The following is a 14,067-nucleotide window of genomic DNA, read 5'->3' on the forward strand; positions in this document are numbered from 1 at the left end:
ATCATCGCGGTCGGCCGAGCGCGCGGCGGCTCGGGGCCGATCATCGCGGACGCGGCCCGGGACGTTTATCCCCGGGCGCGGGCGACACCCGACAGCCATGGCCGAGCCGATCCTGAAGTGGGCCGGCGGGAAGCGGCAGCTGCTCGACGAGCTGTACGCCCGGTTCCCGTCGGAGTTCGGCCGCTACCACGAGCCGTTCGTCGGCGGCGGCGCCGTCTTCTTCGACCTCGAACCGTCGCGCGCGACGGTCAACGACGCGAACCCGCGGCTCGTGAACTTCTACGAGCAGGTCCGCGACCGCCCCGACGAGCTGCTCTCGCGGCTGGCCGAGTTCGACGACCCCGAGAGCGACCCCGACCCCGAGCTCCCGTACGCCGAGGAGACCGCGCGCGGCAGGGAGGTGGACGCCTACTACTACCAGCAGCGCGCGCGGTTCAACCGCCGGCCGTACGAGGGAGAGTTCGACCCCATAGAGGAGGCCGCGCTCCTCTTGTACCTCAACCGCACCTGCTACAACGGGCTCTACCGCGAGAACGCGGACGGCGGGTTCAACGTCCCGATCGGCCGGTACGCCGACCCCGACTGGGTCCAGCGCGACCGGGTCCGCCGCGCGAGCGATCTGCTCGCCGACGCCGAGATCCGACAGGGGGACTTCGCGTACGTCCTCGACGCCGCGGAGCCGGGCGACCTGGTCTACTTCGATCCGCCCTACGAGCCGATGAGCGCGACCGCGAACTTCAACGAGTACAGCGCGTCGGGGTTCGACCGCGAGGACCAGCGCCGCCTGCTCGATGTCGCCGGCGAGCTCGACGACTCTGGGGTGTGGGTCGTCCTCTCGAACAGCGGCGTGATGTACGACGCGTACGCCGACGCGGGGTTCCGCGTCGACCGCGAGGACGCGACCCGCGCGATCAACAGCGACGCCGACAACCGCGACGCGGTCGACGAGATCGTCGCGACGAACGTCCCGCCGGCCGAGCGCCGAACGGCGGGCCAGCGGGAACTCCCCGACTTCTGAGCCCGCGGATTCGTTGAAATGCTCAGGATTCGATATCTCTCGCGCTCGATCGCTCAGTATAGGGGTAGCGACGAGCGATAGCGGGAGTATGTGTCGCAGATCGGTAACAGCGATGTAGTATTTAAACAACCGTGAGCGACGGCGACGAACGCTTATAAATGGCAGGCGGTTCGGTGGCGCGTGCCGACGAGCGCCCGGAGGGCGCGAGTCGCACGCGCGAGGGACGCCGCGAACGCCCGGAGGGCGTGAGCGGCGAGGTTGGGGAGGCGTGAGGCTGCGGTGCTGAGCGGTGCGGGGCGGGACTCAAAGGGGCAGTCGCGAGGGCGAAGCACGCCGCAGCAAGCACCGCAGCGAGGGAGCGACAGTGACCGAGCGAGGAGCGTGGTTCGAGACGCCGGAGGCGTCTCGTCATCACGAAAGGCGCAAAGCGCCTTTCGAACGACAGCAAGGCGCGCGAGCCCTCGCGACTGGGGCTTTGGAGGTCGCCATCCCAGCAGCGGTGATCACTTATAAAAAGCCGACAACAACACCACAACTCTCCTTATAAATGGCCTCACTCACGATATACTACACCTACTCCCGCAACCGATCAAAAAACACCCTCCAGCGACCAGCCGTTTCAGGCGAGAATTCGTCTGAAAAACGGATTCAACCGGATCGACAGGACGGAATCGCGCGGATCGAGGTACCGCGTCGACCCCGGAGCCGCGCGGTCACCCGACCACGCCGTTGGGGCGGGCTTTTTGACCTCCCCCGCCGACGGGTCGGGTATGACCGATCTCGACATCGACCTCGTCCTCGTGCCCGTCGACGGCAGCGAGGAGTCGCACGAGGCGGTCGATTACGCCATCGCGCTCGCGAGCGAGTACGGCGCGAGCGTCCACGCGCTGTACGTCCTCGACGAGGAGGTCGTCCGCGCCATCGACCACGGCGTCGTCGACGAGAGCGAGGTGGCCGACGACTCCGAGGCGTTCACCGACTCCGTCGCCCGCCGCGCGGAGGCGGCCGGGGTGTCCCACAGCAACTCGATCGCCTACGGCTTCTCGACGTCGGTGAAGACGGTCCACCCGGGGAGCGTCGTCCTCGACACGGCCGAGGAGCTGGAATCCGACTTCATCGTCGTCCCGCGCGAGCCGGTCTCCGGCGACCCCGGCGAGGTGCTGGGGAAGGCCGCGGAGTACGTCCTCCTGTACGCGAGCCAGCCCGTCCTGTCCGTCTGATGGTCGGCGGCCTCCTCCCGGCGGGCACGACGCTTCCCCCCCTCCCCCACCTCCTCGTCGTCCTGCTCGCGACCGGCGGGGTCGCCGCCGCGCTCCGGCGCCGGCGACCGCGGGTCACCGCGCGGCGCGTGCTCGCGCTCGCCCCGTGGATGGCGCTCGGCTCCGCGGCTCACGTCCTCTACGTCGTCGACGCGCTCCCGTCCTCGCTCGCGCCGTTCGCCGGCTCGCCGACCGTCTACCTCACGGTCGGGGTGCTCGCGGGCGCGGCGTGGCTCGCCGCCGACGCGTGGCTCGCGGTCGATGCCGACCGTCCGGACCGGATCGCGGCGACGCTCGCCGCCGCCGGCGTCCTTCTCCTCGTCCCGGTCGTCGCCGTCGCCCTCGGGGCCGGGGTCTCACCCGCCGGCGTGCGCTGGTCGGCGGTCGCGTTCGCGCTCACCCTCCCGATCGCGGGCGCCGCCTGGGTCGGACTGACACGTTTCCGACCCGAGGCCGCGGCAACCGGGTCCGTCGGCGCCCTCGCGGTGTTCGGCCACGCGCTCGACGGCGTCTCGACCGCGGTCGGGACGACCCAGCTCGGCTTCGGCGAGCGCACCCCCGTCTCGCGGATCCTGCTCGAAATCGGCGGACTCCCGTCGCTCCCGGTGATCGGCGAGGGGTGGCTGTTCCTCCTCGTGAAGCTCGCCGTCGCGAGCGCAGTCGTGTGGCTGTTCGCGGCGTACATCCGCGAGGAACCGACGGAGGGGTACCTCCTCCTCGGATTCGTCGCCGCGATGGGGCTCGGTCCGGCGGCGCACAACCTGCTGCTGTTCTCCGTGGCGGCGTGAGGGGAGGCCGGAGCGGCGCGCTCCCGGTCGCCTCACAGGACCGCCAGCGCGAACGCGACCGTGACGCCGGCGAGCAGGACGGCCTGGACGAACGCGCTGGCGAGGGCGCCGACGACGGCGTAGGCCGCCTGCCGAGCGGCCTCGCGCGTGTCGCCGTCGTGCTCGTCGAGCGCGGCGAGGAAGACGGTGCCGCCCAGTCCGACGACGAGCCCGATCGGGCCGAGCGGGATCAGGAGGGCGATTCCCACCAGCGTCCCGACGACGACGGTCCGGGTCGACGCGCCGCCGAGCCTCCCGGAGACCATCCCCGACGCGACGTCCGCGGCGGAGGCCAGCAGCGAGACGACGACGAGCGCGACCACCACGGCGAGGCTCGGTTCCGCGAACCCGGTGGTGGACGCGTAGCCGACGACGGTGAGCGCCGCGAGGACGCCGCCCGGCACCAGCGGGACGAACGAGCTGGCCGTCCAGACGACGAGCAGCGCGATCGCCAGTCCGGCCGCGAGAGAGACCATACGGACCGGACGCTACGTGCGCTGAAAACATTTCACCTCGAGCGGCCCGACAGGGGCGGGTCCGTCGACCCCGCTTAGTCCTCTTCTTCGACGACTTCCGGGTCCTCGATGGCCGATTGGAGGGAGTCGAGCCCGTTGACCCACTCGGAGACGAGCCCGTATTCGAGGTCCTCGACGAGCTCGATGTCGAGCGCCTCGCCGTCGATGACGCGCGTGCCGGCCTGAACGACGTAGCCGAGCGCGGCGTCGAGGTCGTCGCCCTCCTCGGCCTCGGCGGCCGCGCGCACGAACTCGCTCACGTCGCCCTCGACGACGCCGCCGACGACGTACTCCTCGGCCGCGTAGAAGACGGGGACGAGCGAGGTCTGGACGCCGTCGATCAGCATCACCTTGTCCTCGTCGTCAAACTCGACGTCGGCGAGGACGATCTCGCGGATGTCGCGGACCTCCTCGACGGCGCGGTCCTCGTCGATGCGGCCGTCGTCGAACGCGGCCAGCACCTTCACCACGGCGATCGCGGCGTCGTCCTGAAGGTTGAGCAGGAGCCGGGCCGAGTCCTCGTTCTCGGGGTCGATCTCCTCTTCGGCCAGCCGGTCGAGCCAGTTCTGCCAGCGTTCGTCGGTATAGAACGTTTCAACGGCGTCGTCGTCGGTCATGTCCCGTACGTCGCCCGGACTACTCAAATGCCTTTCCTATCGATCGCCGCCCGAGACCGTGTCTCACCCGCGTGAATCCCGGAATCAGACCTCTCTCTCCAGCGTCGCCTCGGTGTCGATCCCGTACACCGCGCGGGGGGTTGCGACGTGCGCCCGCCGGACCGCCTCGTCGTGCCCCTCATCCAGCAGCCAGCGCACCCGCCGCGGGACGGTCTTCGGTCCCAGCACCATCCCCGGTCGGTCCGGGTCGTCCACGAAGTCCGTCTCCATCAGGAACGGCTCCCCCGCCTCGGCGGCGCGCTCCAGCCGCTCCTTGTCGCTCATCACGCTCGGCGTGACCCCCGCCAGCTCGCCGGCCGCGTAGTGTTTGACGACCTTCGACGGGTCGAGGCCGACCTCCTCGGCGACCGCGGCGAGGTCGGTCAGGTCCTCCGTGGCCTCCGTGTGGAGCTGGACGGCGCAGTCGACCTCGGCGCCCAGCTCGAACGCGCGGCGCGTGACCGCGTTCGACGCGTCCCAGACCGCGTCGCTCACGTCGTAGTGGGGCCGCCCGGACTTCAGCGCGACCGCGTCCCCGTCGGCGACGTACTCGCTCGCGACCTCGAGGCCGCCGCGCATGAGGTCGCGGGCCTCGTCGGGCGAGAAGTCGCGCTCGTCGACGAGCCGGCTGATCAGGCCGGGGTGGACGCCCAGGACGGGCCACGCGCGACCCGGCAGGGCCTCCGTCGCGGCCGCGACCGTCTCCAGCGTCTCCTCGAAGACGGCCCGGAAGTCGGCCGGCTCGTCCGGCTTGACGCCGAGCAGCCACGAGGGCTTGTTCACCACGAGCAGGTGGGTCCCGCCGAGCCGCGCGAACTCCTCGACCGCCTCGATCCCGCGGCCGTGTCGCGGGTCGAGGTGGAGATGGTTATCCAGCACCGGCGTGCCGAGGTCCTCTGTCATGGGAGGGCGTTCGGCGCCGCGCGATTAGAAGGATCGGTCTCGGGCGGGGGACCGCGTTCGGCGTGGACTCTCTCAATCCGCACGGTTCGCCGCGAACGCCGCGTCGGACCGCGGGACCGTCACGTCGGCGAGACCGGCCTCGATCTCGTCCCGGCGGTCCTCGAACCGCCCGGGCAACACTAAGCGCTCCCCGAGCTCGTCGAGCTGTTCGTCGCTCGCGTACCCGGGGTCGGCGGTGGCGAGTTCGAAGAGGACGCCCGCGAACTCCCGGAAGTAGACCGAGCGGAACCAGTGGCGGTCGATCTGTTCGGTCGGGCGCAGACCCATCGACGCGACGGCGTCGCGCATCGCGGACTGGTCGGCGTCGGTCGGCGTCTGGAACGCGACGTGGTGGACCGTGCCGCGCCCCGAACTGCCCTTCCGGTCCGTCTCGACGACGTCGACGTACTTGCCAACGGTGCCGCTCGCGGCGAAGCGAGTTCGGTCGTTCCCCGTCGCGGCGTCGGCCTCGAACTCGGTCTCGGTCAGCCCCATCGTTTCGAGGAGCCGCTCGGTGCGTTCGGCGTCGTCGAGCCACAGCGTCACGGAGTGGAACCCGCGGATCGCGGCCGACTCGGGGACGAACGCGGTCCACGCCGTTGTCGGGTCGTCGTCGGGGATCTCGACTTCGACCAGCTCGACCGGGAGCCCGTCGGGGTCGCGGAAGGGGAGGACCGTCTCGCCGAATCGCTCCTCGCGGTCGTCGTAGTCGACGCCGCGCTCGTCGAACCGCGCCTCCCAGTAGTCGAGGGTCCCCTCGGGCACGCGGAACGCGGTGCGGGACACCTGCCCGGCGCCGACCTCGCCGTCGGGGAGGTCCGTCCACGGGAAGAACGTCATGCTGGTGCCGGGCGTCCCCTCCGCGTCCCCGTAGAAGAAGTGGTACGTCCCGGGGTCGTCTTGGTTGATCGAGCGCTTCACGAGCCGGAGCCCGAGCGTCTCGACCCAGAAGTCGAGGTTCCGCTGCGGGTCGCCCGCCACGCAGGTGACGTGGTGGATCCCCGGCGTGGCGTTCGGGTCGTCGCCGCCGTTCTCGGATTCATCCGTCATACCTCGGTCTACGTTGCGTAGGGACTTGAATCGGCGCGGACACTGGTGTTACCGGGTGGGATATCTCGACGAAAAACGCCGAGTGACGGATGCGATTTATAGAGAATCGTGAACGGCAGTGACACCATTTATAAACAAACTACGGTGGCGCGTGCCTGCGAGCGGCCGCCCCCGGCGGCCGCGAGGAGCACGCGCGAGGGAGTCAGTCGCCCGAAGCGGAGCGAGGGCGACTGACGAGGCTGGGGAGGCGTGAGGTGCGGAGCGGTGCGGGGTGGGACTCAAAGGGGCAGCCGCGAGGGCCGCGCAGACGACGTAAGCACCGCAGCGAGCAGCGCGAGCGAGGAGCGCAACGAGTGTGCGCGGCCCTCGCGGCTGGGGCTTTGGCGGAGTTCGCCACCAATCTGCGAGCAGCGATTTATAAATGAGCTGCTGAGGCTCTGGAGACGTTCGCCGTGGGTCCACTGCCAGCGATTTATAAACGAGTGGTTGAGAATTCGGGGATTCACAGCCGGCCCGCCTGTGTTTATAAATACCGTCGCGCGTCCGTATATATCGCGACCGAGTGAAACACATGCGATCTCGGATGCTCTATCGAACCGACTGATCAGCGAGCCCGCGTCATCGCTCGCTCGATCCGCACCCGGAGCGCTTCCAGGCGGTCGCCGACGGTTCCGACCGCGGCGAGGACCGGATACGTGATGTCGAGGTCTTGGTAGCAGTACCCCGGCAGGTCGAGCTCGTCGCCGAGCGCGAGCCGGCGCTCGTGATCTGCGAGCACGCGCTGGCGGCGCGCCGCGATGCGGTCGCAGTCCTCTCTAAGCGCCCCGATCCGGGTCCGGCAGGCGTCGAGCGCGCCGAACCCGACTGACGCCGCTTCGGCGTCGTCGCCGCCGAGTTCGTCGTCGATCGCCTCGATCTCTGTCCGGATCGGTTCCAGCCGCGACTCCGCGCGCTCGACGGACTCGGTCTCCGACTCCAGGGCGTCGAGGAACGCCTCCCGCTCCTCGATCGCGGTCTCGGCGGCGCTCAGCAGGGACCGCTTGTACGCCCCGCGGAAGCAGTCCGTGCGGGTGAGCGCGTACGCGAGCTCCGGACCGAACTCCTCGGCGACGCTCCGCTCGTAGGTGTCGTCGTACTCCTCGGCGTAGTGCGGGACCGACATCACGGTGGCCCGGTACGCGTCCCGAACCGCGACGAGCCGGGAGCCGGGCGACGCCCGCACCGTTCCGGGATCCGGCGTCGCCCCGCCGAGCGCGCCGCCGCCGAACGCGTCCGGCGACGCGGCGTCCGACGGTCCGACGCTCCCGTCCTCGCTCGGAATCGACGACACGCGGCCGCGGAACGCCCGGAACGCTTCGCGCTCGTCGACGACGCGGCGCCGCTCGACGCGGAGCGCGGCCCGCGCCGCCCGAATCGGATCGCTCCCCTCGTCCGCGTGAGTCGCTGCCATACGTCGCGGCACGTCGAGACCCCTCGTAAGCGCTTATATGTGTGGTATCGCGGACGGCAGAGATGTCCGGACCGTTCCGGAGCGGTATATACTTCCATCGCCATCCCCGTCAGTTGCGGCCGCGGTCGCTCGTACCGGCCCCGGTGGGCAGCGATTTTACCGCTCCGCCGCCGACAGTCGGTATGGAGAAGGTGTCCCTCGCCGAGGCGTTCGACTCGTTCGACGAGACGTGGTCGCCGCGGCTCGCCGGCGAGCTCAACGGGCAGGCGGTGAAGCTCGCGAAGGCGGACGGCGAGTTCGTCTGGCATCAGCACGAAGACGCCGACGAGCTGTTCCTCGTCAACGCGGGGCGGCTCCGGATCGAGTTCCGCGAGGCCGACGACGTCGTGCTTGAGGAAGGCGAGTTCGCGATCGTCCCGCGCGGGAGCGAACACCGGCCAGTCGCCGAGCCGGAGGCCGAAATTCTGCTCTTCGAGCCGAGCGAGACGCGCAACACGGGCGACGTCGAGAGCGACGAGACCGTGACCGACCTGGAACGCCTCGACTAACTCTCACGCCACCACGGCCCGCGCGAGCGACCCGAACAGCGGCAGCCCCAGCCCCGCGCCGACCGTGACGTAGACGATCGGGAACATGTCCGACGCCGCGCCGGCCGCCGGGCCGAGCGAGACCGCGAACGCGGCGAGACAGACGACGCCCGCGACGAGCGCGTACCCCGCCCCCCGACGCACTGTCGGCGCCGCGAGCGAGGCGAGCGCGCCTGCGGCGATCAGCCCGAGCCAGTGGACCGACGCGAGCGCGACGCCGACCGCGAGCGCACCGGCGAGCGCGACCGCGTGGAGTCGCGGATCCGTCCTGACGCGGCCCGAGAGGGAGGTAGAGTCGCTCATTCCGATTCCTCCGTCGGTTCGAACCGCACCGCCGGCTCGCCGCCGGCGCCGAGCGGCATCGGGCGCTGGTCGTTGTCGAGCCAGCGCCGGAGCTGGTCGTCGTAGTGCTCCGAGAAGTAGTCGCCCGAGTTCCCGCCCGGCAGGACCGCGGTCGCGTCGGTCCCCGGCCGCACGACCATCCGCCAGCTCGACCCGACCGCGGACTCGACGCGGTAGTTCTTCACGGTCGCCGGCGAGCCGTCCGCCGGCAGCTCCTCGTAGTTCAGGAACGGCGCCTCGCCGCCGAGCGGGTGGTTCATCGCCCGCGTGGTGTTGTAGTCGCCGTACGTCTCCCAACCAGCCTCGGCGATCTCGTCCAGCGCGTCCTGAAGGGCCGCAACCGCGAGGGCGCCCCGGGGGCGTCCGTCGAACAGCGGGTCGTCGTCGGGGAGCCGCGCGAGCGTCCAGTCGCTCGGGTAGTACGACTCGCCGAGGTCGGCGTCGGAGAACAGGGGGCCGAAGACGCGCTCGCGAAAGTGCGGCAGGTAGCGGGCGAAGATCAGCGCGGCGCGCGAGTCGCGCCGCATCCGGTAGTCCCACTCGTCGAGGGCGTCGGCGGCGTCGACGAGCGACGCCGCGGGGTCGGGCCGGTCGCGAACGGCGGCGACCAGTTCGGGGACGAGCTCGGCGGCGCGCCCGTCGCGCACGTCGCTCTGGAGCGCGCGGTGGAAGTCGGGGTCGGTCGGGGTTCCGCCGTGGATCCTGTCGTCGAGCCGCTCCGCGATCCGCTCGCCGCGGTACGGCGCCGCGTAGTCGACGCCGACGTAGTGGGTCGGATCGTCGATCGGGCGCTGGTTGGCCGTCGAGAGGACCTCGGGGTCGATCGCGTGCGGCTTCTCTTCGAAGGGGACGAACCCCTCCCACGAGGACTCGCCGAACGGCTCGAACCCCGACCACTCCCCCTCGCCGGCGGAGCCGTCGAAGATCCGGTCGCCGTCGACGACCTCGCCGTCGGTCCGGCGGATCGGCAGCCGCCCGGTCGCGTAGTAGAGCGTCCGGCTGTCGGCGTCCGCGTACACGAGGTTCTGCGTCGGGAGGTCGAAGTCGCGCGTCGCTTCGAGGAGGTCGTCGATCCCCTCGCTGCGCCCGTACGCCTCGATTGCGGTCGTCGTGCGCGTCGCGGTGTGTCCGGTCCACGCCACGCCGACCGTCCGCCCCTCGCGCTCGATCAGGGGGCCGTGAACGGTGCGGCGCACGCGGAGCTCGCGGTCCTCGCCGCCCGCGACCGGAATCGTTTCGCGGCGGTCGACCTCGAACTCGCGCCACTCCCCGTCGTAGCGGTAGCGGTCGCCGGCGTCGTCGATATCGTACCGGTAGCAGTCGAGCACGTCGGCGCCGAGGTTGGTGAACGACCACGCGCCGCGGTCGTTCGCGCCCGCGATGACGAACGGGACGCCGGAGAACGTCGCGCCCCGGACCGACCGCTCGGGCGTCTTGACCGACTGCTCGTACCACAGCGGCGGCGCCTGTAAGGAGAGGTGCGGGTCGTACGCGAGTATCGGCGTTCCGCTCTCGGTGTGCTCGCCCGAGACGACCCAGCTGTTCGAGCCGACGCCCGTCGGCGACTCGAAGCCGGAGAGCCAGTCAGTGAGCGCGGGGTCGACGGGGTCGGCCGAGGCGGACCGCCGCTGGTTCACGGCGCGGGAGCTTTCGGTCGCCGTCGCCTCGGAGAGCCGCGTCTCCGTCCCGTCGAGGATCGGGTACTCGTGGTCGTACCGCGTCGGGAACAGCGTTTCCGCGCGCTCCGCGCCGAGGCGGTCGGCGACGAGCGCGCGCCGCAGCTCGCTGAAGCTCCCGGTGAGCGTCCACGAGATCTGCTTCTCCATCAGCATCGAGTCGACAGGGGTCCACGGCTCCGGCTCGTAGCCGATCAGCTCGAACTCCAGCGGGAGCGGCAGGTCCTCCATCGCCGCGTTGACGCCGTCGGCGAACGCCTCGACGAGCGGGCCGGCGCGCGTCTCGGCGACGACCTCCCAGGTGGCTTCGGCGGCGTCGGCGAACCCCATCGCGACGTTGAACTCGTCGCTGTCCAGCGTCGCCTCCCCGACGACCTCGGAGAGCCGGCCGCGCATGGCGCGGCGCTGGAGGTCCATCGCGAACAGCCGGTCGAACGCCTGGCAGTAGCCGACCGCGAAGTACGCCGCGGGCTCTTCGTCCGCCTCGATCTGCGGAACGCCGAACTCGTCGCGGGCGACCGTCGCCGCCCCGTGCGGGCTCTCGACGGTCTCGGGGACCGACCGGTCGGCGGCGTCCCACGCCTCGCCCGACAGCGGGCCGAACGAGTCGAGGAGGTCGGCCGCGTCGCTCGCCGCCAGCCCGGCTGTCCCAGCGGCGAGGACGCTCGCGAGGACCGCACGGCGCGTGGTGTCGCGCGTCACCTCCGGACCGAGGCCGCGGACCCTCATCATTATTCGGGTCTGTTCGGGCGGGAAACGTACATCCGTCGGCCGACCCTACGACGCGTCGATGGAGGTCGCGCTGATCACGGTCGGGGACGAACTGCTCTCGGGCGACACGGTGAACACGAACGCGAACTGGCTCGCCGCGGAGCTGAGCGAGCGCGGCGTCGCTGTGCCGCGTATCCTCTCGATCCCGGACGACAGGGCCGAGATCGCCGACCGGGTCCGGGAGTACGCCGCCGACTTCGACGCCGTGATTGTCACGGGCGGGATCGGCAGCACCCCGGACGACGTGACGATGGAGGCGGTCGCGGACGCGTTCGACCGCGAGATGGCCCCGACCGAGCTCACGCGCGAATCGGTCGAGCGCCGGCTGGCCGCGATCCGCGAGCAGGTGCCCGACCGCGAGTTCGACGTCGACGTCGCGGCGGAGGCGGCGGTCCCCGAGGGGAGCCGCCCGCTGGTGACCGAAGCGGGGCTCGCGCCGGGCTGCGTCGTCGAGAACGCGTACGTCATGCCCGGGATCCCGGACGAGCTGAAGGCGACGTTCGAGACGGTCGCCGACGAGTTCGGAGGCGACCGGCGCTCGCGGTTCCTCTACACCGTCGAGCCGGAGTCGAACATCATCGCCGCCTTAGCGGAGGCGATGGACCGGTTCGACGTCGCCGTCGGCTGCTACCCCGACCGCGAGGCGGACCACAACCGGCTGAAGGTGACCGCGACCGACGACGACGCGCTCGACGGCGCCGCGTCGTGGCTGCTGGAGAACGTCGACGCGAGCGAGACGCCGGTGTCGCGCGATTGGTGAAGGCGGTCCGCCCGGCGCCGCGCGATGCCTGTCCGCTCGCCGTCGTGACCGGTTCGACGATCCCAACACACAGCCGCGGACGGGTTTTCTCCGTCCCCGAACTACGCCGGAGCACGATGGCAAAAGCAGCAATCGTGATCCTCGCCGGCAACGAATCGCACGCCGACTACGGACGCCTCGCGAACGCCCTCGAAGCGGCGAAGGAGTTCGCGGAGACCGACGGTGACGAGCTGGAGCTGATCTTCGACGGCGCCGGGACGCAGTGGATCCCGGAGCTCGAAGACGAGGAGAGCGACTACCACGAGCTGTACCAGGCGGTCCGCGACGACGCCGCGGTCTGTGACTTCTGTTCGAGCGCGTTCGGCGTCGCGGACGCGGTCGACGACGCCGGGCTGGCCACCCTCGCCGAGTACGACGGCCACCCGAGTATTCGGTCGCTCGTCGACGACGACTACGAAGTCATCACGTTCTGACCGGTGTTTCCGGCCGCCCCACCGCACCCGACCGCGTCGTCAGATGAATTCCGAGGGGTTCGGGCCGTTCGTGACATGAACCTCGAACGGCTGCGTGCCGACGTCGTCCCGCTCGACGAAGTGCCAGTACGTCTCGGCCATCTCGTCGGGGTCGAGGAACGTCTCTGCCTCGCGGTCGGGCTGGCGCTCGCGGGCGTCGGGCGAATCGATCTGGCCGTCGATCACGACGTGCGCGACGTGGACGCCCTCGCCGCCGAACTCCTGGGCGATGTCCATCGCCATCCCGCGGGCGGCGAACTTCGCGGCCGTGAACCCGATCGCGCCGCCGCGGCTCCGCACCGCCGAGGTCGCGCCCGTGAAGATCACCGTGCCGCCGCCGGTTTCGAGCATGTCGTCGACGGCCTCCTGCGAGCAGACGAACGCGCCGCGGCCGTTGACCGCCCACGTCTCCTCGAACGCCTCGACACTCGTGTCCATGAGGCCGGTCCACGACGCGGCGCTCGCGTGGTTGACGAGCACGTCCACCGGCCCGAACGCCTCGTGGACGGTCTCGAACCCCTCCCGAATCGCGTCGACGTCGGTGAGGTCCGTCGTGACCGCGAGCCCCTCGCCCGGGTCGGGGAGGTCGGCCGCGAGCTCCTCGATGTACTCCGTCGAGCGCGCGAACAGGGCCACCCGACACCCCTCCGCCGCGAACTTCCGCGCGAGCGACTCCCCGAGTCCCGGACCGACGCCGGCGACGACTACCGTGCGAGTCATGGCCGAGGTACGGTCCGTCACGTGAAAACCGTCACGCCCCGGACGGCCCCCGCCGGCCGCGTCGGGTTCCGCCCGTTTCGAAGTCGATTCGCCGGACGCGCGGTTCAATCGGCCGCCTGCCCGCCGTCGACCGGGATCGTGTGGCCCGTGATGTACGAGGCGTCCGACGAGCAGAGAAACGCGACCGCGCCGGCGATCTCTTCGGGGTCCGCGATCCGACCCATCGGTACGTCCCGCATCGCGGAGGTGTCGTAGTCGGCCCGGACCGTCCGAATCGCGGTTCGGATCAGCCGCAGCGCGGTTCGGAGACGGTCGCGGAGCGACGGCGTCGAGCCGCCGGGTCTGTCACCGAGCAGCCCAGACTGGATGTTCGTCTTCGTCGGCCCGGGGGCGACCGCGTTGACCCGGATCCCGCGCTCGGCGTGTTCGAGCGCGACCGACTTCGTCAGGCCGACGACGCCGTGTTTGCTCGCCGAGTAGCTGGAGAGCCCGGGCATCCCGACCAGCCCCGCCTCCGACGCGGTGTTGACGATCGCCCCCTCGCCCTGCGATTTCATGACCGGAAGCTCGGCCTTCAGACAGGCCCAGACGCCTTTGAGGTTGACGTCGATGATCCGGTTCCAGCGCGCCTCAGATATCCCCGTCACGTCGACGAAGTCGGTCAGGATGCCGGCGTTGTTGTGCGCGAACTCCAGGCTCCCGTACGTCTCGACCGCGACGTCGACCATGTTCTCGACCGAGTCGGTGTCCGCGACGTCCACCTCGACGAAGGTCGCGTCGCCGCCGGCGTCGCGAATCCGGTCGACGGTCTCTCTCCCCTCGGCCGTCGCGATGTCCGCCGCGACGACGTTCGCGCCCTCCGCCGCGAAGCGACGCGCCGAGGCCCGACCGATCCCCGACCCCGCGCCCGTAACCAGCGCCGTCTTCCCCGCGATTCCGTTCATAGCTTCCCTCGTCGTTCGACGCCGCGGCGCAAAACTCT

At 70.7% G+C, this 14,067-nt stretch carries 15 protein-coding genes; 6 read left to right on the top strand and 9 right to left on the bottom strand.

The annotated features are described in order from the left end of the window. The first annotated feature begins 97 nt into the window (after positions 1-97). From B378_RS0114270 to B378_RS0114280, 3 genes are all read left to right on the top strand, one after another. A complete protein-coding gene (locus tag B378_RS0114270) occupies positions 98-1,018 on the top strand; it encodes a DNA adenine methylase (protein ID WP_017344443.1) in 921 nt (306 codons plus the stop codon). 770 nt (positions 1,019-1,788) lie between these two features. Next, positions 1,789-2,238, top strand: a complete 450-nt coding sequence (locus B378_RS0114275) for a universal stress protein (protein WP_017344444.1) — start codon at positions 1,789-1,791, stop codon at positions 2,236-2,238. Continuing rightward, a complete protein-coding gene (locus tag B378_RS0114280) occupies positions 2,238-3,065 on the top strand; it encodes a DUF63 family protein (protein ID WP_017344445.1) in 828 nt (275 codons plus the stop codon). Before B378_RS0114275 ends, B378_RS0114280 begins: the two co-directional genes overlap by 1 nt. Before the next feature lie 32 nt (positions 3,066-3,097). Here B378_RS0114280 and B378_RS0114285 read toward each other — a convergent pair whose 3' ends face one another. The 5 genes from B378_RS0114285 to B378_RS0114305 form a co-directional block, all read right to left on the bottom strand. Next, positions 3,098-3,580 (bottom strand): DUF456 domain-containing protein, encoded by a 483-nt coding sequence (locus B378_RS0114285; protein ID WP_017344446.1) that lies wholly within the window; start codon positions 3,578-3,580, stop codon positions 3,098-3,100. A gap of 74 nt (positions 3,581-3,654) precedes the next feature. Next, positions 3,655-4,236 (bottom strand): DUF2150 family protein, encoded by a 582-nt coding sequence (locus tag B378_RS0114290; protein WP_017344447.1) that lies wholly within the window; start codon positions 4,234-4,236, stop codon positions 3,655-3,657. Positions 4,237-4,320: 84 nt separating this feature from the next. Then, positions 4,321-5,178, bottom strand: coding sequence for a TatD family hydrolase (locus B378_RS0114295; protein ID WP_017344448.1), 858 nt, complete (start codon positions 5,176-5,178; stop codon positions 4,321-4,323). A gap of 72 nt (positions 5,179-5,250) precedes the next feature. Next, positions 5,251-6,267: a ring-cleaving dioxygenase gene (locus tag B378_RS0114300; RefSeq protein WP_017344449.1), complete on the bottom strand. Its 1,017-nt coding sequence runs from the start codon at positions 6,265-6,267 to the stop codon at positions 5,251-5,253. A 604-nt stretch (positions 6,268-6,871) separates the two neighbouring features. After that, positions 6,872-7,717: a hypothetical protein gene (locus B378_RS0114305; protein ID WP_017344450.1), complete on the bottom strand. Its 846-nt coding sequence runs from the start codon at positions 7,715-7,717 to the stop codon at positions 6,872-6,874. Between the two features lie 182 nt (positions 7,718-7,899). Between B378_RS0114305 and B378_RS0114310 the strand changes: the two genes are divergently transcribed. Beyond that, positions 7,900-8,265, top strand: coding sequence for a cupin domain-containing protein (locus B378_RS0114310; RefSeq protein ID WP_017344451.1), 366 nt, complete (start codon positions 7,900-7,902; stop codon positions 8,263-8,265). A 3-nt stretch (positions 8,266-8,268) separates the two neighbouring features. On the opposite strand, the gene B378_RS0114315 is transcribed toward B378_RS0114310, so the two are convergent. Continuing rightward, positions 8,269-8,607 (bottom strand): hypothetical protein, encoded by a 339-nt coding sequence (locus B378_RS0114315; RefSeq protein ID WP_017344452.1) that lies wholly within the window; start codon positions 8,605-8,607, stop codon positions 8,269-8,271. After that, positions 8,604-11,024, bottom strand: coding sequence for a penicillin acylase family protein (locus tag B378_RS0114320; RefSeq protein WP_026046307.1), 2,421 nt, complete (start codon positions 11,022-11,024; stop codon positions 8,604-8,606). Before B378_RS0114320 ends, B378_RS0114315 begins: the two co-directional genes overlap by 4 nt. A gap of 88 nt (positions 11,025-11,112) precedes the next feature. Between B378_RS0114320 and B378_RS0114325 the strand changes: the two genes are divergently transcribed. Beyond that, positions 11,113-11,853 (top strand): molybdopterin-binding protein, encoded by a 741-nt coding sequence (locus B378_RS0114325; protein ID WP_017344454.1) that lies wholly within the window; start codon positions 11,113-11,115, stop codon positions 11,851-11,853. A gap of 116 nt (positions 11,854-11,969) precedes the next feature. Then, positions 11,970-12,326: a DsrE family protein gene (locus B378_RS0114330; RefSeq protein WP_017344455.1), complete on the top strand. Its 357-nt coding sequence runs from the start codon at positions 11,970-11,972 to the stop codon at positions 12,324-12,326. 39 nt (positions 12,327-12,365) lie between these two features. Here the strand turns inward: B378_RS0114330 and B378_RS0114335 are convergent, their stop codons facing one another. Further along, positions 12,366-13,085, bottom strand: coding sequence for an SDR family NAD(P)-dependent oxidoreductase (locus B378_RS0114335; protein WP_017344456.1), 720 nt, complete (start codon positions 13,083-13,085; stop codon positions 12,366-12,368). Between the two features lie 104 nt (positions 13,086-13,189). After that, a complete protein-coding gene (locus tag B378_RS0114340) occupies positions 13,190-14,029 on the bottom strand; it encodes an SDR family NAD(P)-dependent oxidoreductase (RefSeq protein WP_017344457.1) in 840 nt (279 codons plus the stop codon). Positions 14,030-14,067 lie beyond the last annotated feature (38 nt).

This window comes from Halorubrum sp. T3 (assembly GCF_000296615.1).
In the GTDB taxonomy this organism is placed as follows: Archaea; Halobacteriota; Halobacteria; order Halobacteriales; family Haloferacaceae; genus Halorubrum; species Halorubrum ruber.